The sequence below is a fragment of the Pseudomonas sp. Root329 genome (assembly GCF_001424925.1).
Lineage (GTDB): Bacteria > Pseudomonadota > Gammaproteobacteria > Pseudomonadales > Pseudomonadaceae > Aquipseudomonas > Aquipseudomonas arabinosi.
Genome location: NZ_LMCV01000016.1, coordinates 1 through 21,756, shown reverse-complemented (window position 1 = coordinate 21,756; position 21,756 = coordinate 1). Strand labels below are relative to the sequence as shown.

The 21,756-nt window shown below is 58.9% G+C and carries 20 protein-coding genes and 1 pseudogene; 9 read left to right on the top strand and 12 right to left on the bottom strand.

The genetic code is table 11. The annotated features are described in order from the left end of the window. The gene (locus tag ASC74_RS14940) at nucleotides 1-405 is read left to right on the top strand and encodes a hypothetical protein (RefSeq protein WP_056742060.1); all 405 of its coding nucleotides are present in this window, start codon (nucleotides 1-3) and stop codon (nucleotides 403-405) included. A gap of 47 nt (nucleotides 406-452) precedes the next feature. Here the strand turns inward: ASC74_RS14940 and ASC74_RS14935 are convergent. Continuing rightward, nucleotides 453-1,140, bottom strand: a pseudogene (locus tag ASC74_RS14935) (LysR family transcriptional regulator). A 133-nt stretch (nucleotides 1,141-1,273) separates the two neighbouring features. After that, nucleotides 1,274-1,993, bottom strand: a complete 720-nt coding sequence (locus ASC74_RS14930; RefSeq protein WP_046054308.1) for an SDR family oxidoreductase — start codon at nucleotides 1,991-1,993, stop codon at nucleotides 1,274-1,276. Between the two features lie 280 nt (nucleotides 1,994-2,273). Between ASC74_RS14930 and ASC74_RS14925 the strand changes: the two genes are divergently transcribed. Together ASC74_RS14925 and ASC74_RS14920 are read left to right on the top strand one after the other, a co-directional pair. Beyond that, nucleotides 2,274-2,486 carry a type II toxin-antitoxin system HicA family toxin gene (locus tag ASC74_RS14925; protein WP_046046350.1) on the top strand — a complete coding sequence of 71 codons (213 nt, stop codon included), beginning with the start codon at nucleotides 2,274-2,276 and terminating at the stop codon, nucleotides 2,484-2,486. Further along, nucleotides 2,486-2,890 carry a type II toxin-antitoxin system HicB family antitoxin gene (locus tag ASC74_RS14920; protein ID WP_056742059.1) on the top strand — a complete coding sequence of 135 codons (405 nt, stop codon included), beginning with the start codon at nucleotides 2,486-2,488 and terminating at the stop codon, nucleotides 2,888-2,890. The genes ASC74_RS14925 and ASC74_RS14920 overlap by 1 nt, the downstream gene beginning before the upstream one ends. 61 nt (nucleotides 2,891-2,951) lie before the next feature. On the opposite strand, the gene ASC74_RS14915 is transcribed toward ASC74_RS14920, so the two are convergent. Beyond that, nucleotides 2,952-4,157, bottom strand: a complete 1,206-nt coding sequence (locus ASC74_RS14915) for an MFS transporter (protein ID WP_056742058.1) — start codon at nucleotides 4,155-4,157, stop codon at nucleotides 2,952-2,954. Between the two features lie 236 nt (nucleotides 4,158-4,393). Here ASC74_RS14915 and ASC74_RS14910 point away from each other — a divergent pair, with 236 nt between their 5' ends. Then, nucleotides 4,394-5,023, top strand: coding sequence for a hypothetical protein (locus ASC74_RS14910; protein ID WP_177338859.1), 630 nt, complete (start codon nucleotides 4,394-4,396; stop codon nucleotides 5,021-5,023). Between the two features lie 181 nt (nucleotides 5,024-5,204). Here ASC74_RS14910 and ASC74_RS14905 read toward each other — a convergent pair whose 3' ends face one another. Both ASC74_RS14905 and ASC74_RS14900 read right to left on the bottom strand, forming a co-directional pair. After that, nucleotides 5,205-6,203: a sulfate ABC transporter substrate-binding protein gene (locus tag ASC74_RS14905; protein WP_033056035.1), complete on the bottom strand. Its 999-nt coding sequence runs from the start codon at nucleotides 6,201-6,203 to the stop codon at nucleotides 5,205-5,207. A 100-nt stretch (nucleotides 6,204-6,303) separates the two neighbouring features. Next, nucleotides 6,304-7,128, bottom strand: a complete 825-nt coding sequence (locus ASC74_RS14900) for an ion transporter (RefSeq protein ID WP_056742057.1) — start codon at nucleotides 7,126-7,128, stop codon at nucleotides 6,304-6,306. 218 nt (nucleotides 7,129-7,346) lie between these two features. Between ASC74_RS14900 and ASC74_RS14895 the strand changes: the two genes are divergently transcribed. Both ASC74_RS14895 and ASC74_RS32170 read left to right on the top strand, forming a co-directional pair. Next, nucleotides 7,347-9,920: an autotransporter family protein gene (locus tag ASC74_RS14895; RefSeq protein WP_056742056.1), complete on the top strand. Its 2,574-nt coding sequence runs from the start codon at nucleotides 7,347-7,349 to the stop codon at nucleotides 9,918-9,920. A gap of 448 nt (nucleotides 9,921-10,368) precedes the next feature. Then, nucleotides 10,369-10,797 carry a serine hydrolase family protein gene (locus ASC74_RS32170; protein WP_236713296.1) on the top strand — a complete coding sequence of 143 codons (429 nt, stop codon included), beginning with the start codon at nucleotides 10,369-10,371 and terminating at the stop codon, nucleotides 10,795-10,797. Nucleotides 10,798-10,814: 17 nt separating this feature from the next. Here ASC74_RS32170 and ASC74_RS14885 read toward each other — a convergent pair whose 3' ends face one another. From ASC74_RS14885 to gcl, 6 genes are all read right to left on the bottom strand, one after another. Then, on the bottom strand, nucleotides 10,815-11,729 hold the full coding sequence (locus ASC74_RS14885) for an urea transporter (protein ID WP_056742055.1): 915 nt from the start codon (nucleotides 11,727-11,729) through the stop codon (nucleotides 10,815-10,817). A gap of 161 nt (nucleotides 11,730-11,890) precedes the next feature. Then, the gene (gene pyk, locus ASC74_RS14880; RefSeq protein ID WP_056742054.1) at nucleotides 11,891-13,306 is read right to left on the bottom strand and encodes a pyruvate kinase; all 1,416 of its coding nucleotides are present in this window, start codon (nucleotides 13,304-13,306) and stop codon (nucleotides 11,891-11,893) included. Further along, nucleotides 13,296-14,576: a glycerate kinase type-2 family protein gene (locus tag ASC74_RS14875; protein WP_056742053.1), complete on the bottom strand. Its 1,281-nt coding sequence runs from the start codon at nucleotides 14,574-14,576 to the stop codon at nucleotides 13,296-13,298. Before ASC74_RS14875 ends, pyk begins: the two co-directional genes overlap by 11 nt. Before the next feature lie 155 nt (nucleotides 14,577-14,731). Then, nucleotides 14,732-15,622, bottom strand: a complete 891-nt coding sequence (locus ASC74_RS14870) for a 2-hydroxy-3-oxopropionate reductase (RefSeq protein WP_056742052.1) — start codon at nucleotides 15,620-15,622, stop codon at nucleotides 14,732-14,734. Between the two features lie 167 nt (nucleotides 15,623-15,789). Then, entirely contained in the window at nucleotides 15,790-16,572 is a 783-nt protein-coding gene (gene hyi / locus ASC74_RS14865; protein ID WP_046046339.1) for a hydroxypyruvate isomerase, read from the bottom strand. 144 nt (nucleotides 16,573-16,716) lie between these two features. Further along, complete coding sequence (gene gcl / locus ASC74_RS14860; RefSeq protein ID WP_046046338.1) at nucleotides 16,717-18,492, bottom strand: glyoxylate carboligase; 1,776 nt, start codon at nucleotides 18,490-18,492, stop codon at nucleotides 16,717-16,719. A 266-nt stretch (nucleotides 18,493-18,758) separates the two neighbouring features. On the opposite strand from gcl, the gene ASC74_RS14855 reads away from it, so the two are divergent. Next, nucleotides 18,759-19,199, top strand: coding sequence for a GlcG/HbpS family heme-binding protein (locus tag ASC74_RS14855; protein WP_056742051.1), 441 nt, complete (start codon nucleotides 18,759-18,761; stop codon nucleotides 19,197-19,199). Between the two features lie 215 nt (nucleotides 19,200-19,414). Then, nucleotides 19,415-19,873, top strand: a complete 459-nt coding sequence (locus tag ASC74_RS14850) for an REP-associated tyrosine transposase (RefSeq protein ID WP_056742050.1) — start codon at nucleotides 19,415-19,417, stop codon at nucleotides 19,871-19,873. A gap of 113 nt (nucleotides 19,874-19,986) precedes the next feature. Here the strand turns inward: ASC74_RS14850 and ASC74_RS14845 are convergent, their stop codons facing one another. Continuing rightward, nucleotides 19,987-20,592 carry a TetR/AcrR family transcriptional regulator gene (locus tag ASC74_RS14845; RefSeq protein WP_056742049.1) on the bottom strand — a complete coding sequence of 202 codons (606 nt, stop codon included), beginning with the start codon at nucleotides 20,590-20,592 and terminating at the stop codon, nucleotides 19,987-19,989. Between the two features lie 134 nt (nucleotides 20,593-20,726). Here ASC74_RS14845 and ASC74_RS14840 point away from each other — a divergent pair, with 134 nt between their 5' ends. Next, the gene (locus ASC74_RS14840; RefSeq protein WP_056742048.1) at nucleotides 20,727-21,641 is read left to right on the top strand and encodes a DUF808 domain-containing protein; all 915 of its coding nucleotides are present in this window, start codon (nucleotides 20,727-20,729) and stop codon (nucleotides 21,639-21,641) included. Nucleotides 21,642-21,756 lie beyond the last annotated feature (115 nt).

Here is a 21,756-nt window from a genome sequence, read left to right as displayed (position 1 = left end):
ATGACCGCCATCGCTCGTATCACCCTGCTCAGTATGGTTTTGGGGTTAAGCGCTTGCGTGGTCCAACCGCAGCAGCCTGAACGGCTGCCACCGATCCCGCCGTCGCAGCCGCGTCCGACGCCGTCCACGACACCGACACCGGGTAAGCCGGGCATTCCGGCCAAGCCCGCCAAACCGCTGCCACGCACCTCCGCGAGCTTCGCGCCGCCGCCGGGTGGCAACAGCCATTGGGATGCCAAGCTCGGCGTGTACGTTCTCGATGATCAGACCAACACCTTCTACCGCCAGCGCACGTACTACCGCTGGGATAACGGCTGGAGCCGGTCGATCAGCCCGAACGGGCCATGGGAAGAGACAGACATCCATGGCGTGCCGGGTGGGTTGGGGCGGCAATTCGGGCAGTAGACAGAAACGGCGATCCTTAGATCGCCGTTTTGCTTTCTGAGTGTTTCTCAGACCTCCTTTGTCAGTAACCCCTGCACATACTCCACAAACGCCCGAGCCTTCGCACTGGCCATTCTGCCCGTGGGAAACACCGCCCAAAGGTCCTGATTCGGCAACGTCCAATCCTTCATCACTTCCCTGACCGCGCCGTTGGCCAGTTCCGGTGCAAACATCCATTCGGACGCCATGGTCAGCCCTTGATGGGTGAGCACGGCTGTACGCAGACCTTCGGCGGCGTTGACGCGGATTTGACCGTTGATGATTACTGCCTGTTCTTCCGACGCCTTCTTCCACCAGATTGACGTTGCGATCGTCCAGCATCAAATCGATGTTCAGGTCCGGGTTCAGATCGAGGAAAGGCTCAAGGTGCGGAACGATATGCAGCCGGCCGAAGGTCACGGCGGCGCAGATACGCAGGTTACCGGTCAGGCCGCTGGCGGCACCGCGAGCAGCGTTGTCGGCCTCGTCCGCTTCTTCGATGGCACGCTTGGACCGTTCGAAAAAGGCCTGGCCGGCTTCAGTAGGTGTCAGGCCTCGGGTCGAGCGCAACAGCAGTTGCACGGCAAGGCGTGATTCGAGTTGCGCAATGGCTTTCGACACGGCGGGCTGGCCGATATTCAGGCGCTGGGCGGCGGCGGAAAAGGAACCGGTTTCTACCACGTAGACGAAGGTTTCCATTGCGGCCTGGCGGTCCATTCGAAGTCCTTGTGAAGATCAAAATGTGGGAGCGGGCTTGCTCGCGAAAAGCGGTGTATCAGTCGACATCAATGGTGAATGTCAGTCCGTCTTCGCGAGCAAGCCCGCTCCCACATTTGATGGGTGTTGTTGGTTAGAACGCCGCTTTGCCTATCGAAGACCCACCGTCGACAAACAAGGTTTGCCCGGTGATAAACCCGCTCTGCTCGGACAACAAAAACGCAATCGCCGCCGCGATCTCCTGCGGCTGCCCCAGCCGACCCATCGGCACGCCGGCCAGATACCGCGCTTCACCTTCGCTGCCCGGTGGATTGTTGGCGCGAAACAGCTCCGTTTCAGTCGGCCCCGGCGCCACGGCGTTTACCGTCACGCCGGTTTGCGCCAGTTCCAGCGCCCAGGATCGCGTGAAGCTGATCAGCGCCGCTTTGGCCGCCGCGTAGGCGGTGCGCTGCGTGATACCCAGCACGGTCAGGCTGGAAATGTTCACTACCCGACCCCAGGCCTTGGCGCGCATGTTCGGCAGCAGCGCCTGAGTGGCCTGCAAGGCCGAATGCAGGTTGACCCGCATCACGTCGTCGAACGTGTCGAGGTCGATTTCCCCCAGCACCTGCGGGCGGACCAGACCGACGTTATTCACCAGCCCGTCGAACTCATAAGTCCTGGCCAGATCCGCCAGCACTTCCTGAGTCAGTGCCCTGTCGCTCAGATCCAGCGGAAACAGAATGCCGGGAAAGCTCAGGTCGGGCGATCGGGCGATTCCGACCACTCGATGACCCGCGCGGTCCAGATGTTCGGCGACCGCGCGGCCGATACCTTTGCTGGCGCCGGTGATGAGGAAGGTACGTCGGGTCATTACACACTCCTTGAAAGAACATGCCGCGGCTCAGGCGGCATTTGATCGGTTCAGCCGCGAATCGCATCCAGCATCGCGTCAGGCTCAGGACGCTGAGTGTAATCCGGGTTAACCTCGGCGTAACGGATCAGGCTGAGCGAAAGTATTCATTCTTGGGAAGAATGCCGCGGCCCGCAATCACACTCTGTAAAACAACCGAGCGTCGCGTTCCGGGTTTTTGTGCTTGAGTAAAGATAACTCTAGGGTTACTTTTGTTTGGGCCTGAGCAAGGAGGCGAGTGGTGCAGAGCAGGCTATTGATCAAGGAGTTGGAGGAGGCCGGGTGGATACTGGATCGGATTACCGGGAGCCATCACATCTTCAAACACCGATACAACCCGTACACGATACCCGTCCCTCATCCGAAAAAGGATTTGCCGATCGGGACGGTCAAAAGCATCAGGAGGCGAGCCGGGTTGTATTGCCCGGGAGCCAGTTATGCAGGAGATCCATAATGCAATATCCAATCTGTATCGAGTGGGGCGACGAGAACACCGCCATCGGTATTCAGATCCCCGATATTCCAGGCGCCGTAACGGCCGGGGATACGTTTGAAGATGCCTATAACGCGGCGGTCGAGATTGCTCACATCATGCTTCAGGAGATTGCAGCTGACGGGGAGTCGATTCCCATGCCTACGTCTGCTGCCGCTCACCGTGGCAATCCGGACTTTGCCGACATGGGCTGGGGAATGCTTGAGCTGGACATCGCGCCGTACATGGGCAAAACCGAGAAGGTCAATGTGACGCTGCCCGGCTATGTGATTCAGCGCATTGATCGATATGTGCGTGAGCACAATGTCAAAAGCCGCTCTTCATTTCTGGCAGATGCGGCGATGGAGAAGTTGGTTCGGCACTGAGTGAAATCGAGACCATTGCCTTCGCGGGCGCCTAACCCTTGCCCGCGAAGCTATTGGTGGACTATGCCGTAGCCAACGAACACTTCTCTGAAACACCCAAGAACCGCAACAACGCCAGCAGCGGAAACGCACTACCCACAATCACGATCCACAACCAGCCGCCATGTTCATACACCGCACTGGCCACCGAGGAACCAAACGCGCCGCCGATAAAAATGCTGGTCATGTACAGCGCATTCAGGCGGCTGCGGCTTTTGGCGTCGAGGGCGTAGACCGCGCGTTGGCCGAGGACCATGTTCATCTGCACGCAGAAGTCGAGCACCACGCCGGTCACGGCAAGGCCGATAACGCTGTAGACCGGATGGATGAACGCCGGCAGGAAGCTCAGGCTGGCAAACAGCAGGGCCAGTAGTGAAGCAATGCGGGTGTGGCCGGCATCGGCCAGTCGACCGGCAATGGGTGCGGCGATGGCGCCGATGGCCCCGACCAGGGCGAAGATCGCGATCTGGGTTTGCGACAAGCCATGATTGCGCGCCAGTTCCAGCGGCACGGCGGTCCAGAACAGGCTGAAGGTGGCGAACATGCACCCCTGATAAAACGCGCGCTGACGCAACACCGGTTGTTGACGCAACAGAGTCCACAGAGAGCCCAGCAACTGACCATAAGAAGCGCTGTGGTCAGGCTGGCGCTTGGGAATCGTTAGTGCCAACACGATGCTGATCGCCGCCATCAGCACCGCCGCAATCACAAACATCGCACGCCAGCCAAAATGGTCAGCCACCACACTGGACACCGGTCGAGCGAGCAGAATTCCCAGCAGCAAACCGCCCATGATCCCGCCGACCACACGGCCACGAGACTCTTCCGGTGCCAGATGCGCGGCCAGTGGAATCAGGATCTGCACCGACACCGAACTGAACCCCACCAGCAGCGAGATCAGCAAAAACACATTTGGCTGATCGGTGAACGCAGCGCCCAACAGACTGGCAATCGCCACCACCGTGGTGATGATCATCAAGCGGCGGTTTTCCAGCAGATCACCCAGTGGCACCAGGAAGAACAAACCCAACGCGTAACCGATCTGGGTCAGCGAAACGATCAGGCTGGCCATGGTGCTGGTCAGGCCGATGTCAGGTGCGATCAGGCCGATGATCGGTTGGGCGTAGTAAATGTTGGCAACGATGGCGCCGCAGCAGAAGGCAAACAGCAGCACCATGCCTCGGGTCATTGTTGCGGTGCCGTGGGGCACCTGGGTCGCTGGGTTCATAACGGGTCTCGCTGAGCAAAAGAGAATGCGCGCAGGCTAAAGGGCTATCGGAATGGGCAGAAGAGGGTTTGGAGTGATAGCAATCATTCCGTTGCGGAATGAGTGACGGACGTGTGTGATGTCCATCGAGGAGCCTTGCGTCAAAACATTGAGGTCCGATGATACATTCACTTACATCCTGTTCGATAGCGTGCTTATGTTCTCTCTTCACGTTTCATAAAAAGGAAGGCACTTTCATGAATGCGATGTTTCGTCACCTGATTCGCGGCGCTTCAGTGGTTACCTTGATCGGCTTGTTCACGGCAGGTATTGCCCAGGCTGCTGACGCGCCAGGCATGCGCATCGGCGTTCGCGGCGAAATCACCGGGGTCAGCCCCGACGTGCTGAAAGTCCACGTCAACAGCGGTGAAAACGTGGTGATCAACCTGACCAAGGACACCAAAGTCCGCGCCGTCACCCTGGCGAATATTGAAGACATCAAACCCGGCAGCTACATCGGCTCGGCTGCCATACCGCAGGAGGACGGAACCCTCAAGGCACTGGAAGTCCATGTCTTCCCGCCGGAACTGGCGGGTAGCGGTGATGGACATCGGCCGTTTGATTTGGCCAAGGGCAGTAGCATGACCAATGGCAGCGTCGGTGATTTGGTCGTCAGCAATGGCCGGGTTTTGACCGTCAACTACAAGGGCGGGCAGCAGAAGATTCTGGTGCCGGAAGATGTGCCGATCGTGAACCTCGTGCCGGGGGATCGCAGTTTGCTGAAGGTGGGTGTGAAGATCGTGACGTTTGTGACGCAGAGTTCCGATGGGACGCTGACGGCTCAGTCGATTGCGGCGGGCAAGGACGGCGTGACACCGCCGATGTAATGGCGGGTGTGGGAGCGGGCTTGCTCGCGAAGGCGCCATAACATTCAACATCTATGTTGACTGTCACACTCCTTTCGCGAGCAAGCCCGCTCCCACAGGGGATCTTCAGCGAACATGAGTTTTGTGTTCGGGCACAAAAAAGGCGACCTTCTCAGGTCGCCTTTTTCGTGGGGCTCAGGAATTACTGACCGCTGTAGATCTGATCAAAGATCCCGCCATCATTGAAGTGAGTCTTCTGCACAGTCCGCCAGTCACCAAAGGTCTTCTCCACCGACAGGAAATCCACTTTCGGGAAGCGATCGGTGTACTTGGCCAACACCGCCGGATCACGCGGACGCAGGTAGTTCGCCGCCGCAATCTCCTGACCTTCCGGCGACCACAGGTACTTCAGATATTCCTCGGCAGCAGCGCGAGTGCCTTTCTTGTCGACGGTTTTATCGACCACCGACACCGGCGGCTCGGCTTCGGCGGAAACACTTGGGTAGATCACTTCAAACTGATCACGACCAAACTCACGGGCAATCATTTCCGCTTCGTTTTCGAAGGTCACCAGCACATCACCAATCTGGTTGGTCATGAAGGTCGTAGTGGCTGCGCGGCCACCGGTGTCGAGGACCGGCGCTTGTTTGAACAGCTTGCCAACGAAGTCTTTGGCTTTGCTTTCATCACCGCCGTTTTTCAGCACATAACCCCACGCCGAGAGGTAGGTGTAGCGGCCGTTACCCGACGTTTTCGGGTTGGGCACGATCACCTGCACGCCGTCCTTGAGCAGGTCGGGCCAGTCTTTCAGGGCTTTCGGGTTGCCTTTGCGGACGATGAACACCGTGGCCGAGGTGAACGGCGCGCTGTTGTTCGGCAGGCGGGTAACCCAGTTGTCCGGGACCAGTTTGCCGTTGTCCGCCAGGGCGTTGATGTCGGTGGCCATGTTCATGGTGATGACGTCAGCCGGCAGGCCATCGATCACCGAACGCGCCTGTTTGCTGGAGCCGCCGAAGGACATCTGCAGGGTGATGTTTTCGTTGTGCTCGGCTTGCCAGTGTTTCTGGAAGGCAGTGTTGTAGTCCTTGTAGAAATCGCGCATCACGTCGTAGGAAACGTTAAGCAGGGTCGGTGCGGCCTGAGCCATGCTGGTCAGTGCCAGGCCAGCGGCCAGAAGTGAGGCGCCAAAGAGTTTTTTCACTGCGCAGTCCTTGTTCTTAAGTTTTATTTAAAAGTGAGGCAATTTGCCCGCGACTATAACGGGGCTCGCATAGTCCTTTAAAGATTAAAAAGCACTTTGCTTATTCCATTTTCTTGAATAGCTGATTACCGCACCGTGAGCAGAATGCTGCGCCATGTTCGTGGCTGTTTTTCTTGCACACCGGGCAGTCGTGTTGCAGTTGTTCGCCGCGCATCGCGTTGGCCAGTTCGGCAGTAAAAATCCCCGTCGGCACGGCGATGATCGAGTAACCAGTGATCATCACCAACGACGAAATCACCTGACCCAGCGGCGTCTTCGGCACGATGTCGCCAAAGCCTACGGTGGTCAGCGTGACGATAGCCCAATAGATGCCTTTGGGAATGCTGGTGAAGCCGTGCTCCGGGCCTTCGATCACATACATCAAGGTGCCAAATACCGTCACCAGGGTGCAGACGCTGACCAGAAATACCACGATCTTTTGCTTGCTACCGCGCAATGCGGACATCAGATAGTTGGCTTGCTTGAGGTACGGGCTGAGCTTGAGCACGCGGAAAATCCGCAGCATCCGAATGATCCGGATAATCAGCAAGTACTGCGCATCGGCGTAGTACAACGCAAGAACGCCGGGCACGATCGCCAGCAAATCCACCAGCCCATAAAAGCTGAACGCATAGCGCAACGGCTTGGGCGAGCAGTACAGGCGCAGGCCGTATTCGATGGCGAAGATGACCGTGAAGCCCCACTCGATGTACGCCAGCACGTTGGCGTAGTTCTGGTGAACCGCATCGATGCTGTCGAGCATCACGATCACAATACTGGCGAGGATGATCAACAGCAGGATGCCGTCGAAGCGCCGCCCAGCCACTGTATCGCTCTGGAAAATCATGACGTAGAGGCGATGGCGCCAGTCGTTGTTGCTTTCCATAAGGTCTTGCCCAAGCCGAAAATCAGAGAAGCCTGGGTGATTGGCGAGGATTGCGCAAGCGGGACGCCAGGTACGCCGTGTTCAGCCGGTTTTAATCGTTCATGGCTTAAGAAATTGATTATCTCGTCGATATAGCGACTTCCCACAGAACAAGAACCTTTGTCTCGATGTGCTGCCCAGATTTCAGGCGATGGGTTTCAAAACCACACGGAAGCGATATGGATAGTCAGTTTTTCAAGAAAAGCCTGCTGGCAATGGTTGTCAGCGCTTCGACCGCTCAGGTATTTGCCAGCGAGTACGACCTGGGCCAGGGTTTCAAGGACTGGAGTGGTCAAACCCTCAGTGAAACCTTGACTCTGACCGGGCAACGGACCCGCCAGAGCAACACGGACAAAACGGGTGTCACGTTCTTCCAGAACACCGTCGCGGGCTCACTCATTAACCGGGGCGACTTCAATTTCGACGCTCAAGGCGCGACGGTGACCGGGATCGGACTGGATGTCAGTTTCCGCAACACCAGCGGCAGCAACATTCAGGGTGACTTCATCAATGCCGGCAAGCTTTCTCTTTCCAACGTGAATAGCGCTGAGGGAATCGAGATCGCCAATACCACTATCACCGGCAATGTCATCAACGCCGGGACTGTCTCCATCACCCAGGCATCGGGAGCCAATATCTATGGCGAGCCTGAGGGTATCTACCTCCATGGGACCACTATTGGCGGTGATCTGATCAACAGTGGTGTTGTCGATGTGCAGGGTGAATCTGCCACGGGGCTGATTCTGGATTCCCATGGCGTGCTTCCCGTGAGCATCGCCGGCAGGCTGCTCAACTCAGGAACGATTCGTGCCACGGGTCAGAACGCCTCCGCTTTTCACGTCGAGACCCAAACCAGCGCGTTGAGGATCGAGAACAGCGGCTCGATCATGAGCGTTGGCAAGAACTCCGAGGCTATCGTGTTTTGGGAGGGTTCAGTCGATTATTTGCTCAACACCGGGACTATTGAGGCATCGGGTGCAGACGCCGTTGGCATCAAGCTCAGGGGGGCCACTTTCACGCAAAATGCTGTGTCTGGCGCTCGGGGCATTATCAACGCCGGCAATATCACTGCGGACGGTGTTGCGATCCGGGTCGATGCGGACCAGACATCAGCGTTCGAGATCAACCAGCAAGGTGGCGAAATTCGCAGCAATCATGCAGCGGCCATCGATGGCGCAGGGTTGGCGCAACTGAACTGGACCGGCGGTGCAATCAAGGGCGATCTGCTCAACCTCAATGGGGTGAATGTCGCGGGTCAGGCCAATTACACCGGTAGCAAAATCGACAGCACGGTTTCTGTGACGTCGGGCTCTCTGAATCTGCAAAATCAGGGGGTCGTGATTACCGGCGACCTGAACGTCGGTGCCAACAGTGGCATCGATATGTTGCTTTCGGATCGCGTCACGCCCGGTACGCCTTATTTGACGGTGGACGGCAAGGCCACCTTCGCCCAGTCCTCCAAAGTGACATTGAATGCCAAACCAGGTGATTTCACGCCGACCGCTGCCGGCACTCAATACACACTGGTCAAGGCCGGCAGCCTGCAGAACAACGGGTTAAGCGTCACCAGTTCGTCTTCGTTGTTGAACGTCGCCAGCTATACAACCGATGCCCAGACTGTTAACGCACTGGTCACACTGAAAAGTGACAGTCAGGTGGATGAAGAGCAGGGGAGCATCGGCACCTCCCGCAGCACCCGCGAGATCCTCAATCGCTTCAAGAATGGTCCGTTGGGACAATTGAACAGTGATGATGCAGTCTTCAAAGCCTTTGCCAACGCCTCCTCCCAAAAGGAATTGGCAAAGCTCGGCGAGCAACTGGCTCCGGAAGTCAGCGGTGGGGCGGTCAATGCGGCAGTGTCGGGTCAGGCGATGATGAATGGAGCGATCAGCAACCGAGTGTCCGGTCTGCGCTCGGGGCTCTCATCAGGGGATTCGCTGGCAGAAACCGGCGTATGGGTTCAGGGGTTGAGCAGCAATCAGGATCAGGACAGCCGTGATGCAGTCGTCGGTTACTCGGCCAACAGCAGCGGTATTGCAGTGGGGGCAGATGGCAAGCTGAATGCCAATTCCACCGTGGGTCTGGCCTATTCGTATCTGAACACTAACGTCACTTCCGACACCGGAAATAAAACCGATGTACAGGGCAGCGCATTGACGCTGTACGGTAGCTGGGATCTGCGCAACTGGTTTGTCGATGGCAGCCTCAGTTACGGGCGCAATGACAATGACAGCAAACGTTATATCGCCGACAGCGTGGCCAAAGCCAGCTACAACAGTGACGCATGGGCTCTGAGCGCCTTGAGCGGTTATACCTTCAAACTCACTGACCAACTGATTGTCGAACCGCGTGTCGCCGCACGTTACACCAATATTCAGCTGGACAGCTTTAATGAGCATGGCTCTTCGGCCGCCCTGCACTCCAATGCCCAGCGCTTCGAAATTGGCGAGCTGGGTGCCGGGTTGCGAATGGCCGCTGACGTGCCATTGCTCAATGGCACCCTTACACCTGAAGCGAGCGTGATGGCTTACCATGACTTCATCGGTGACCAGATCAATCAGACCTCCAGTTTCACCTTGGGCGGCTCGCCTTTCATTGTCTCGGGAGCCAGTCCGGTACGTGATAGTTATGAAGGTCGCTTAGGGGTGAAGTATCAAATTGATGCTCTAACCCTGGGGACCCATTACAGCTATCAAGCGAAGACCGGTTTTAACGCCGACACCTTTACCCTTGAAGCGCGCTACGCTTTTTGATCGACTGGATTGCAACGGTTCGCGCTGGCGGACCGTTGCGTCTGATCAACAGGTTAAAACCCTGTTTAAAGCACTGGCCGCCATCGGCTTCGCGCTCCTCGGGCTCAGCGGGTGCGCGGGTAAAGTCGATTTGCGGGCGGTAAGCCAAGGCACTTCGCTTACTCCTGGCACGCTCGATAGTTCACCTTACACACTCATGGCCTTGCTCCCGCCACCAGGGGGCTACAAACATCTGCGTGTCTACATTGAAGGCGATGGTCGGGCGTGGGCGACACGGTCTCAACCGAGTATCGATCCGACCCCTCGCGTGTCCTTGATGGCGAGATTGGCCGCTGGAGATCGGGGGCCCAGCGCCTATCTGGCGCGCCCTTGTCAGTTCGTGACATCACCGGGTTGCAACACTGATTTGTGGACTTCCGGTCGTTTCAATCCATTGGTCATAGAGAGCATGAACGCGGCCCTTGATCGTCTGAAAAGCCGCTTTGCCGTGGAGCAGTTCGAACTGGTCGGATACTCGGGCGGCGCGGCGATTGCCTTGATCCTTGCGGGTTCTCGTAACGACGTCACTCAGGTGCAAACGATTGCCGGGAATCTCGACCCAGTAAAGTGGGCGAAGCTGATGCAGCTCGCGCCATTCTCGAAGCCGGTGACACCTCTGGAGTTTCGCGACAAGTTGCGTGCGCTGCCGCAACGTCATTTCATCGGTTTGAATGACAAGGTCGTGCCGCCTCAAATGATTCAGGCCTACATCACGCAGCTTCAGGGCAACTGCCTGGAAGTCGTCGAAACCCTCGCCACCCACGATCAGGGATACGATGAAAGTTGGGGCGCGCGGTCGGATCTGCCATTGGCTTGCAAGACTGACCCATTGCGCTGAATGCAGATTCAGCCCTTTCAGGCGCCACCCTTGGTTTGGCGCTCAATAGCACAAGGCGCACTGTCGACAGCGGTCTGGCGTAGCACTCGATTACCCGCACGGATCAGCCAGCAGGCGAGGATGAACGGCGCGGTCAGCGTTGGCAGACCGATGGCGGCAAACACTGGCGTCAGCAACAGCGCTGATGCAATACCGACCAGGGGCAGCCAAGGCTTCTGGCGCTGCGAGCTGAAGGCGAGGGCGGCGAGTACGGCGTTATAGCCACCGAGGCCGATCAATGCGGTATAGAAGTCGTGATGCAGCATGCTCCAGCCCATGCCCGCGACAGACGCCAACAACGCCCAGCAGAATGCGCGGCGATCAGCGATCAGCAAACCCACGGCAATCATCGCACCGGCCAGCGGATGATCGAGGAACATCACCTGGCCGAGGCCTTTCAGTGGTGCGGTGAGCATGTTCAGTGTGTTGATTTCGATCAAGTGCGCATTTGTCGAGGGCGTGGCGAAGCACAGCAGCAACCAGCCCAGCCCCACGAAGGGCGCGGTGTAGGCGGGCAGGTATTGGCTGACCCGGACGCGTTTGAGCCACTGTTGAGTGAACATCGCGCTCAGGCCGCCCGCGGCGATGATCAGCGGCGGCAACATCGCTGACCACGGGAAGTAGAGGCTCAGCAGCAAGCCGAGCAAGACACCGTTGTAACTGAAGAGCCCGGCCTGTCGATCGGCCTTGGCATAGCCGCGTCGTTGCGCGGTGAGCAACCCGGCGACACCGCCCAGCAGTGCACCGCCGAGCAGGGCGGGCGCGGTGAAAAGAATGGCCAACAGGCACAGCAGACCGCACAGCGGATGGCGCTGGAGAAAGATCTGGCTGAAGCCGTTGAGCAGGGCAGTGGCCCAGTCGGGGCAGTGGGTGTTGAAGTGGTTGGCAGGCATGATGAGGTCTGTGGTGTGTCTGGGGGACCGAGTTGCCTGCTTCGCGAGCAAGTCGAATCGTCGCACCGCCGCTCCCACATTAGTTTTGTGTCGATCACAGATTAAATGTGGGAGCGGCGGTGCGACGATTCGACTTGCTCGCGAAGAGGCCGGTACAGGCGCTAGATCAACGTCTCTATGCGCAAGGAGTTAGTCGACCCCGGCTGCCCAAACGGCACACCCGCCGTGATCAATAACGTGTCGCCACGTTTGGCCATGCCCTGCGCCTGGGCAATCTCCAGCGCCGTCGAGCACACCTCATCCACCTGCCGCAGCCGATCATTAACCACCGAGTGCACGCCCCACGCCACCGTCAACCGGCGAGCGGTTTGCAGGTTCGGCGTCAGGTTGAGGATCGGCACCGTCGGCCGTTCCCGCGCCGCACGCAAACTCGAGGTGCCGGACTCGCTGTAATTCACCAGCACCGCCACCGGCAGCACGTTGCTGATGCGACGAATCGCGCAGCTGATCGCATCGGAAACAGTCGCCTCAGCCTTAGGCCGGCTCACATCCAGTTGCGCCTGATAGTCCGGACCATTTTCCACCTGACGAATGATCTTGCTCATCATCTGCACAGCTTCCAGCGGGTACTCGCCGGACGCGGTTTCCGCCGACAGCATCACCGCATCCGCACCTTCGGCCACGGCGTTGGCAACGTCGGTCACCTCGGCACGGGTCGGGGCGGGGGAGAAGCGCATCGACTCGAGCATCTGGGTCGCCACCACCACCGGTTTGCCGAGCTGACGGCAGATGGTGATGATGTTTTTCTGAATCTGCGGCACGCTTTCGGCCGGTACTTCCACGCCCAAGTCACCGCGAGCAACCATGATCGCGTCACTCAATTCGGCGATCTCGCGCAATTGAGTCACCGCCGATGGTTTCTCGATCTTGGCCATCAAAAACGCTTTGTCGCCGATCAGTTTACGCGCTTCGCGAATGTCTTCCGGGCGCTGCACAAACGACAGCGCGACCCAGTCCACACCCAGCTCCAGACCAAAGCTCAAATCGCGACGGTCCTTGGCGGTCAGTGGGCTCAGTTCCAGCACCGCTTGCGGCACGTTCACGCCTTTGCGGTCCGACAGCTCGCCGCCATTCAGCACCGTGGTGTCGATGGCGTCGGAGTACTTGGTGACCACGCGAAGACGCAACTTGCCGTCGTCCAGCAGCAGGTCCATGCCCGGTTCGAGTGCAGCGATGATTTCCGGGTGAGGCAGGTTGACCCGGCGTTCATCGCCCGGCGTCGGATCAAGATCCAGCCGCAAGGCCTGACCGCGATGCAGTTGCACCTTGCCCTCGGCGAACTTGCCGACCCGCAGTTTCGGGCCTTGCAGGTCCATCAGAATGCCCAGCGGATAATTCAGCTGGCGCTCGACTTCACGAATCCACTGATAGCGCTGAGCGTGGTCGGCGTGATCGCCATGGCTGAAGTTCAGGCGAAAGATGTTGACCCCGGCCTGCACCAGCTCACGGATGTCGTCGATCCCGTTAGTGGCAGGACCGAGGGTGGCGAGGATTTTAACCTTCTTGTCAGGCGTCATTTTTAGGGCTCTCGAGAATCAGGATGGCACGGAAGTCGTTGACGTTGGTGCGGGTCGGCTCAGTGACGATCAGCGCATCCAGCGCCTCGAAATAGCCGTAGCCATTGTTGTTGTCCAACTCGTCGCTTGCGCTCAGGCCGAGGGCGGCGGCGCGGGCGTAGCTGTCCGGGGTCATGATTGCGCCGGCGTTGTCTTCGGAGCCATCGATGCCATCGGTGTCGCCGGCCAGCGCGTAGACACCGGGCAGGCCTTTGAGGCTGTCGGTCAGGCTCAGCAGGAATTCGGCGTTGCGTCCGCCACGGCCATTACCGCGGACGGTGACCGTGGTTTCACCGCCCGAGAGGATCACGCAAGGCGCCGCCAATGGTTGACCGTGCAACACGACCTGACGGGCGATACCGGCGTGAACCTTGGCTACTTCGCGGGATTCGCCTTCCAGGTCGCCGAGGATCAGCGGGCTGAAACCGGCCTGACGCGCTTTCACCGCAGCGGCTTCAAGCGACTGCTGCGGACGGGCGATCAATTGGAAGTGACTGCGCGCCAGGCTCGGATCGCCGGGTTTGACCGTCTCCGATTCCGGGCTCTGTAGCCAGTTGCGCACCGAGGTCGGGACTTCGATGTTGTAGCGCTTGAGGATCGCCAGCGCTTCGGCGGAGGTGCTCGGGTCGGCCACGGTAGGGCCTGAGGCGATGACCGTGGCGAGGTCGCCCGGTACATCGGAAATCGCATAGGTATAAACAGTGGCAGGCCAGCAGGCTTTGCCGAGGCGGCCGCCCTTGATCGCCGAGAGGTGCTTGCGTACGCAATTCATCTCGCCGATGGTGGCGCCGGATTTGAGCAGGGCTTTGTTGATCGACTGCTTGTCGGCCAGGGTGATGCCGGCCGCGGGCAACGCCAGCAGGGCAGAGCCACCGCCCGAGAGCAGGAAGATCACTCGGTCGTCTTCAGTCAGATTGCTGACCAGTTCCAACACGCGTTTGGCGACCGCCAGACCGGCAGCATCGGGCACCGGGTGAGCGGCTTCAACCACTTCGATTTTTTCACACGGGGCGCCGTGACCGTAACGCGTCACCACTAGACCTGATACTTCACCCTGCCAGCAACGCTCCACCACTTGAGCCATGGCCGCGGCGGCTTTGCCGGCGCCGATGACGATCACCCGACCGCTGCGATCTTTGGGCAAATGGGCTTCGAGGACTTGCTGCGGATGGGCCGCGTCGATGGCTGTGCCAAACAGCTCGCGCAGGAATTGTTGCGGATTGACCGACATGGCGGGCTCCCGGATTTCTTGTTATTGGAGTTGGAGCAACTCGGATCCTTGTGGGAGCGGGCTTGCTCGCGAAAGCGGTGTGTCAGTCAACCTATTCATTGACTGAACAGCCGCCTTCGCGAGCAAGCCCGCTCCCACAGGGTTTTGTGCAGGGCTTACTTATCGCGAATCGAGAAATTCGCCATGTGTTCCAGGCCCTTGATCAGCGCCGAGTGGTCCCAGTTGCTGCCGCCGATGGCCGCGCAGGTGCTGAACACTTGCTGGGTGTTGGCGGTGTTCGGCAGGTTGATGCCCAGCTCGCGTGCGCCGGCCAGGGCCAGGTTCAGGTCCTTCTGGTGCAGGCTGATGCGGAAGCCTGGGTCGAAGGTGCCTTTGATCATGCGTTCGCCATGCACTTCGAGGATCTTCGAGGATGCGAAACCGCCCATCAGCGCTTCACGGACCTTGGCTGGATCGGCACCGTTTTTCGAAGCAAACAGCAGGGCTTCGGCCACGGCCTGGATGTTCAGCGCCACGATGATCTGGTTAGCCACTTTGGCGGTTTGACCGTCGCCGTTGCCGCCCACCAACGTGATGTTCTTGCCCATCGCCTGGAACAGCGGCAGAACGCGTTCGAAGGCATCGGCATCGCCGCCGACCATGATGCTCAGGGTCGCGGCCTTGGCGCCGACTTCACCGCCAGACACAGGCGCGTCGAGGTACTGAGCACCTTTTTCGTTGATTTTGGCAGCGAAGGCTTTGGTGGCGGTTGGCGAGATCGAGCTCATGTCGATCACGACTTTGCCTTTGCCAACACCGGCCGCAATACCGTCGGCGCGGAACAGCACGTCTTCGACCTGCGGGGTATCCGGCACCATGACGATGATGAATTCGGCTTCTTGCGCGACTTCTTTCGGGTTCGCCAGGGCGACGGAGCCACCGGCAATCAGGTCAGCAGGAGCAGGGTCGTGGTGCGCCGACAGGAACAGGCTGTGACCGGCTTTCTGCAGGTTCAACGCCATTGGGTGGCCCATGATGCCGGTGCCGATAAATCCGATTTTAGCCATGAGAAAATCCTCTTGTTTTTGTGTTGCTCAAGCAAATAGGGGGAGCGCTTTGTGTGGGAGCGGCGGTGCGGCGATCCGACTTGCTCGCGAATGCGGTGTGTCAGTCGACGTGAATGCTGAATGACACACCGCATTCGCGAGCAAGCCCGCTCCCACAGGGATCTGCGTCAGATTGCGTTGTGGGTTTTGAGCCAGCCCAAACCCGCTTCAGTGGTGGTCAGCGGCTTGTATTCGCAGCCAACCCAACCCTGATAACCGATGCGGTCCAGGTGTTCGAACAGGAAGCGGTAGTTGATTTCACCGGTGCCCGGTTCGTTGCGCCCAGGGTTATCGGCCAACTGGATGTGGTTGATCTCGCCCAGGTGCGCAGCCATGGTGCGGGCCAGGTCGCCCTCCATGATTTGCATGTGATAGATGTCGTATTGCAGGAACAGATTGGCGCTGCCGACCTGTTCGCGAATCGACAGGGCTTGCGCGGTGTTGTTCAGGTAGAAACCCGGGATGTCGCGGGTGTTGATCGCTTCCATCACCAGCTTGATACCCGCCGCTTGCAGCTTGTCGGCGGCGTACTTGAGGTTGGCGACGAAGGTTTTTTCCACGGTGGCATCGTCGATGCCTTGTGGGCGAATACCGGCCAGGCAGTTGACTTGGGTGTTGCCCAACACTTTCGCGTAGGCAATCGCCAGATCGACACCGGCGCGGAACTCTTCAACCCGGTCCGGCAGGCACGCGATACCGCGTTCGCCCTTGGCCCAGTCACCGGCCGGCAGGTTGAACAACACTTGGGTCAAGCCATTGGCATCGAGCTTGGCTTTGATCTCGGCGGAGCTGAAATCGTAAGGGAACAGGTATTCGACACCGCTGAAGCCGGCCTTGGCGGCAGCTTCAAAACGGGCAAGAAAATCCTGCTCGGTGAACAGCATGGACAGGTTGGCTGCGAAACGCGGCATGGTTGTCTCCCGTTAAAAATAGGTGCCTGTAGCAGCTGCCGAGGCACGAGGCTGCGTTGGGCTGCGAAGCGGCCCCCGACGGCGGTCCTGCGGACACGCAACGCAGCCTCGTGCCTCGGCAGCTGCTACAGGTATCAGGTCAACTTAATCGAGCAACGAAATCGCGGTTGGCGCATCGTTGCCGACCAGCGCCAGGTCTTCGAATTCGTTGACGGCGTTGATCTCGGTGCCCATGGAAATATTGGTCACACGCTCCAGAATAATCTCGACGATCACCGGCACCTTGAACTCTTCGATCAGCTCCTGAGCCCTGCGCAGGGCAGGCTGGATCTGGCTCGGTTCGAACACACGCAGCGCCTTGCAGCCCAGGCCTTCAGCGACCGCGACGTGGTCGACACCGTAACCGTTGAGTTCCGGAGCGTTCAGGTTGTCGAAGGACAGCTGCACGCAGTAATCCATGTCGAAACCGCGCTGAGCCTGACGAATCAGCCCCAGGTACGAGTTGTTCACCACCACGTGGATGTACGGCAGCTTGAACTGCGCGCCCACCGCCAACTCTTCGATCATGAACTGGAAGTCATAGTCGCCCGACAGCGCCACAACTTTACGGGTCGGATCAGCCTTGACCACGCCCAGCGCTGCAGGAATGGTCCAGCCCAGAGGACCTGCCTGACCGCAGTTGATCCAGTGACGCGGTTTGTAGACGTGCAGGAACTGCGCGCCGGCAATCTGCGACAGACCGATGGTGCTGACGTAGCACGTGTCTTTGCCGAACACCTGGTTCATCTCTTCGTAAACGCGTTGCGGCTTGACCGGCACGTTGTCGAAGTGAGTCTTGCGCTGCAGGCTGGATTTGCGCTGCTGGCAGTCTTGCAGCCAGGCGCTGCGGTTTTTCAGCTTGCCGGCGGCTTGCCATTCGCGAGCGACTTCGATGAACACGGTCAGCGCGGCAGCGGCGTCGGAAACGATGCCCAGGTCCGGGGTGAACACGCGGCCGATCTGAGTGCCTTCAATGTCGACGTGAATGAACTTGCGGCCTTCGGTGTACACGTCGACCGAACCGGTATGACGGTTGGCCCAACGGTTACCGATACCCAGCACCATGTCGGATTTGAGCATGGTCGCGTTGCCGTAGCGGTGCGAAGTCTGCAAGCCAACCATGCCCACCATCAGCGGGTGATCGTCCGGAATGGTGCCCCAGCCCATCAGGGTCGGGACCACCGGGATACCGGTCAGCTCGGCAAACTCCACCAGCAACTCGCTGGCGTCGGCATTGATGATGCCGCCACCGGCCACCAGCAACGGACGCTCGGCCTGGTCGAGCATGGCCAGCGCCTTCTCGATTTGCACGCGGTTAGCGGTTGGCTTGGCCAGCGGCAGTGGTTCGTAGGCGTCGATGTCGAATTCGATTTCAGCCATCTGCACGTCGAACGGCAGATCGATCAGCACCGGGCCTGGACGGCCGGAGCGCATTTCGTAGAAGGCTTTCTGGAACGCGTAAGGCACCTGGCCCGGCTCCATGACGGTGGTTGCCCACTTGGTCACTGGCTTGACGATCGAGGTGATGTCGACAGCCTGGAAGTCTTCCTTGTGCATACGGGCGCGGGGTGCCTGGCCGGTAATGCAAAGAATCGGGATCGAGTCGGCCGAGGCGCTGTAGAGCCCGGTGACCATGTCGGTACCGGCCGGGCCGGAAGTGCCGATGCACACGCCGATATTGCCGGCCTTGGTGCGGGTGTAGCCCTCGGCCATGTGCGAGGCGCCTTCAACGTGGCGAGCAAGGACGTGATCGATGCCACCGACCTTCTGCAAGGCGGAGTACAGCGGGTTGATCGCGGCGCCGGGGATGCCAAAAGCGGTATCAACCCCTTCACGGCGCATCACCAGAACGGCGGCTTCGATTGCTCTCATTTTGCTCATGGTTTTGTGCCTCTTACGTTTTGTAATTGTATACAAGTGGCTTTGCGCAGAGTGTATTCACGGCGGACGGCGCAGGTCAATCCATTTTCTCAAGCGGACGTTTCATTCGTCGGAAGCCCGATCTACTGTGGCTTTTCGTCGCATGTGGCGCTTTTCGAAAATTATTGTATACAAAAAAATAACTCATTGTGTTCTATTTGTTGCATCGGACTTCTGAACAAAACGCAGTCCAGTAGCTTTCCCTATAACAAAATGAGGACGGCACCATGAGCGCTTTAACCTTGAAAGTCGCAGTCAACCTGACCAATCAGGCTATTTCCGCAGGGCGTGCAATCTCGGCGGCTCCATTGACCATCGCAGTACTGGATGCGGGTGGACACTTGGTCACCCTGCAGCGTGAAGACGGCGCCAGCCTGCTGCGACCGCAGATCGCCATCGGCAAAGCCTGGGGCGCCATCGCCCTGGGCAAAGGCTCACGCCTGCTGGCGCTGGACGCACAACAACGACCGGCGTTTATCGCCGCTTTGAACAGTCTGGGGCAGGGCAGCGTCGTCCCGGCACCGGGCGGTGTATTGATTCGGGATCAGGACGGGAACGTGCTGGGGGCGGTGGGTATCAGCGGGGATCTATCCGATGTTGATGAGCAATGTGCGATCAATGCAATCGAGGCGTTGGGGTTGCAGGCGGATGCGGGGGTGACTGCTTGATTATGTAGTGACTGATCTACCGCTTTCGCGAGCAAGCCCGCTCCCACACTGGTTCGGTGGTGGACACAAATTGTGTGAACACCGCCAACCCACTGTGGGAGCGGGCTTGCTCGCGAAGGCAATCTCCCGGACACATCCAGCTAAAAGTCTGCCGCACCCTCAAGCATTCGCAGGTCTAGCCTTCTCATGAATTCATCGTTAGAGAAGGCAAAGGAATGCCTGAACTGTCAGCTTCGCATCGCCTGCGAATCGGCCGCTATGCCGAGCAAAACAGGATCTATCTCCTGACTGCCAATACCCTGAAGCGGGAGCCGGTTTTCAGGGGTTTCACGTTGGGAAGATTGGTCGTACACCAATTCAAACAAGCACAGGACCAAGGGTTTGCCGACTCTTTGGCCTTTGTCGTCATGCCTGATCATTTTCATTGGCTTGTCCAGTTGCAAAAAGGGTCGCTGGGCCAGTTGATGTGCCAGACCAAATCGTTAAGTACTCGAGCAATCAATGCCGCCACTGGCAGGGCAGGCAGTCTTTGGCAGCAGAGCTTTCATGATCATGCGGTGCGGCGAGAGGAAGATTTGGTGAAGTTTGCTCGATATGTTGTCGCCAACCCATTGCGGGCGGGGCTGGTGGAGAAGCTTGGCGACTATCCGCTGTGGGATGCCATTTGGCTTTAGTCTCAGGACCGCGTTGCCCCCTTCGCGAGCAAGCCCGCTCCCACAGGGGATTTGTGAACACCGAAGATCCAATGTGGGAGCGGGCTTGCTCGCGAAGAGGGCGCCGCGGTGTATCAGTCCGGCTCACACCCCTTGAGCACCAACCGGATAATCGTCTGCGCCGCCGATTCATAGTCGGCCTCATCGAGCTTGGCCTTCCCGGTCACCGCGGAAATCTGCCAGTCGAAGTCGGCATAGGTCTGGGTCGCGGCCCAGATGCTGAACATCAGGTGGTTGGGGTCGATCGGGGCGATCTGGCCGCGGTCGATCCAGGTCTGGATGCAGTCGATGTTGTGCTTGGCCTGGCCGTTGAGCCGTTCAACCAGATCAGCGCTCAGGTGCGGCGCGCCATGCATGATTTCGCTGGCGAACACCTTGGAGGCGAAGGGCAGGTCGCGGGAGATGCGGATTTTCGAGCGGATGTAGCCGCTCAGCACTTCACTGGGCACGCCGTCGGCGTTGAACGGTGTCGAGGCCTGCAGAATCGGTTCGATGATGCTTTCCAGGACCTCGCGGTAGAGGTTTTCCTTGGATTTGAAGTAGTAGTAGACGTTGGGCTTGGGCAATCCCGCCTTGGCTGCGATGTCACTGGTTTTGGTCGCAGCGAAGCCCTTGTCGGCAAATTCTTCACTGGCGGCACGCAGGATCAGTTCTTTGTTGCGCTCGCGGATGGTGCTCATAAACCAGGGGGTTCCTTGCCTGTTCTGGCGGTTGCGCATGGTAGCACCGGCCTCGCGCGGCGCTCAAGAATGCCCCGTGCGGTACCCGGCCGCGCTATGCTGCGCGGCATTCATTCAAGAAGGAAACCTGATTCATGGCAGGAAGCAGTTTGCTGTTGCTGATCGACGACATTGCCGCGGTACTCGACGATGTGGCGTTGATGACCAAAATGGCCGCCAAGAAGACTGCTGGCGTGCTCGGCGACGATCTGGCGCTCAATGCCCAACAGGTTTCCGGTGTGCGTGCCGAGCGGGAAATCCCGGTGGTGTGGGCGGTGGCCAAGGGCTCGTTTCTCAACAAGCTGATCCTGGTGCCCTCGGCGTTGGCCATCAGTGCGTTCATTCCGTGGCTGGTCACGCCGTTGTTGATGATCGGCGGCGCTTACCTGTGTTTCGAAGGTTTCGAAAAACTGGCCCATAAATTCCTGCACAGCAAGGCTGAAGACCAGGCCGAGCATGCAGAGCTGGTCGAGGCCGTGGCTGATCCGGCGGTCGATCTGGTGGCGTTCGAGCAGGACAAGATCAAAGGCGCCATCCGCACCGACTTCATTCTCTCTGCAGAAATCATCGCAATCACCCTGGGCACCGTGGCGGATGCCTCGCTGACCCAACAAGTCATCGTGCTTTCGGGCATTGCCATCGTCATGACCATTGGTGTGTATGGCCTGGTGGCTGGCATCGTCAAACTCGACGACCTCGGCTTGTGGCTGACCCAGAAGCCTGGACAGATGGCCAAAAGCATTGGCAGCGGGATTCTGCGTGCGGCTCCGTACATGATGAAAAGCCTGTCGGTGATCGGCACGGCGGCGATGTTCCTGGTGGGTGGCGGAATTCTCACCCACGGCGTGCCGGTGGTTCATCACTGGATTGAGAGTGTCAGCGCAGGGGCGGGCGGTGCCGGGTTTATCGTGCCGACGTTGCTGAATGCGGTGGCGGGGATTGTGGCGGGTGCGGTGGTGTTGGCGGGTGTGATGGTTGCCGGCAAACTCTGGAAAGCAGTGAAAGGCTAAAGCTAGGCACTGCCCAAATAATGAAATGGCTACCCCCGCTGCCCTCTGTGATCGCCCACTAAGCTTTCACAGGGGGCTCACCGGAGACCGTTGCCATGAACAAAGTAGCTATTGC

Bases quoted from the DNA above. Each gene is read 5' to 3' on its own strand.
- ASC74_RS14940 (WP_056742060.1), top strand. From the start codon at position 1: ATGACCGCCATCGCTCGTATCACCCTGCTCAGTATGGTTTTGGGGTTA.
- ASC74_RS14930 (WP_046054308.1), bottom strand. From the start codon at position 1,993: ATGACCCGACGTACCTTCCTCATCACCGGCGCCAGCAAAGGTATCGGC.
- ASC74_RS14920 (WP_056742059.1), top strand. From the start codon at position 2,486: ATGCAATATCCAATCTGTATCGAGTGGGGCGACGAGAACACCGCCATC.
- ASC74_RS14915 (WP_056742058.1), bottom strand. From the start codon at position 4,157: ATGAACCCAGCGACCCAGGTGCCCCACGGCACCGCAACAATGACCCGA.
- ASC74_RS14910 (WP_177338859.1), top strand. From the start codon at position 4,394: ATGAATGCGATGTTTCGTCACCTGATTCGCGGCGCTTCAGTGGTTACC.
- ASC74_RS14900 (WP_056742057.1), bottom strand. From the start codon at position 7,128: ATGGAAAGCAACAACGACTGGCGCCATCGCCTCTACGTCATGATTTTC.
- ASC74_RS14895 (WP_056742056.1), top strand. From the start codon at position 7,347: ATGGATAGTCAGTTTTTCAAGAAAAGCCTGCTGGCAATGGTTGTCAGC.
- ASC74_RS32170 (WP_236713296.1), top strand. From the start codon at position 10,369: ATGAACGCGGCCCTTGATCGTCTGAAAAGCCGCTTTGCCGTGGAGCAG.
- ASC74_RS14885 (WP_056742055.1), bottom strand. From the start codon at position 11,729: ATGCCTGCCAACCACTTCAACACCCACTGCCCCGACTGGGCCACTGCC.
- pyk (WP_056742054.1), bottom strand. From the start codon at position 13,306: ATGACGCCTGACAAGAAGGTTAAAATCCTCGCCACCCTCGGTCCTGCC.
- ASC74_RS14875 (WP_056742053.1), bottom strand. From the start codon at position 14,576: ATGTCGGTCAATCCGCAACAATTCCTGCGCGAGCTGTTTGGCACAGCC.
- ASC74_RS14870 (WP_056742052.1), bottom strand. From the start codon at position 15,622: ATGGCTAAAATCGGATTTATCGGCACCGGCATCATGGGCCACCCAATG.
- hyi (WP_046046339.1), bottom strand. From the start codon at position 16,572: ATGCCGCGTTTCGCAGCCAACCTGTCCATGCTGTTCACCGAGCAGGAT.
- gcl (WP_046046338.1), bottom strand. From the start codon at position 18,492: ATGAGCAAAATGAGAGCAATCGAAGCCGCCGTTCTGGTGATGCGCCGT.
- ASC74_RS14855 (WP_056742051.1), top strand. From the start codon at position 18,759: ATGAGCGCTTTAACCTTGAAAGTCGCAGTCAACCTGACCAATCAGGCT.
- ASC74_RS14850 (WP_056742050.1), top strand. From the start codon at position 19,415: ATGCCTGAACTGTCAGCTTCGCATCGCCTGCGAATCGGCCGCTATGCC.
- ASC74_RS14845 (WP_056742049.1), bottom strand. From the start codon at position 20,592: ATGAGCACCATCCGCGAGCGCAACAAAGAACTGATCCTGCGTGCCGCC.
- ASC74_RS14840 (WP_056742048.1), top strand. From the start codon at position 20,727: ATGGCAGGAAGCAGTTTGCTGTTGCTGATCGACGACATTGCCGCGGTA.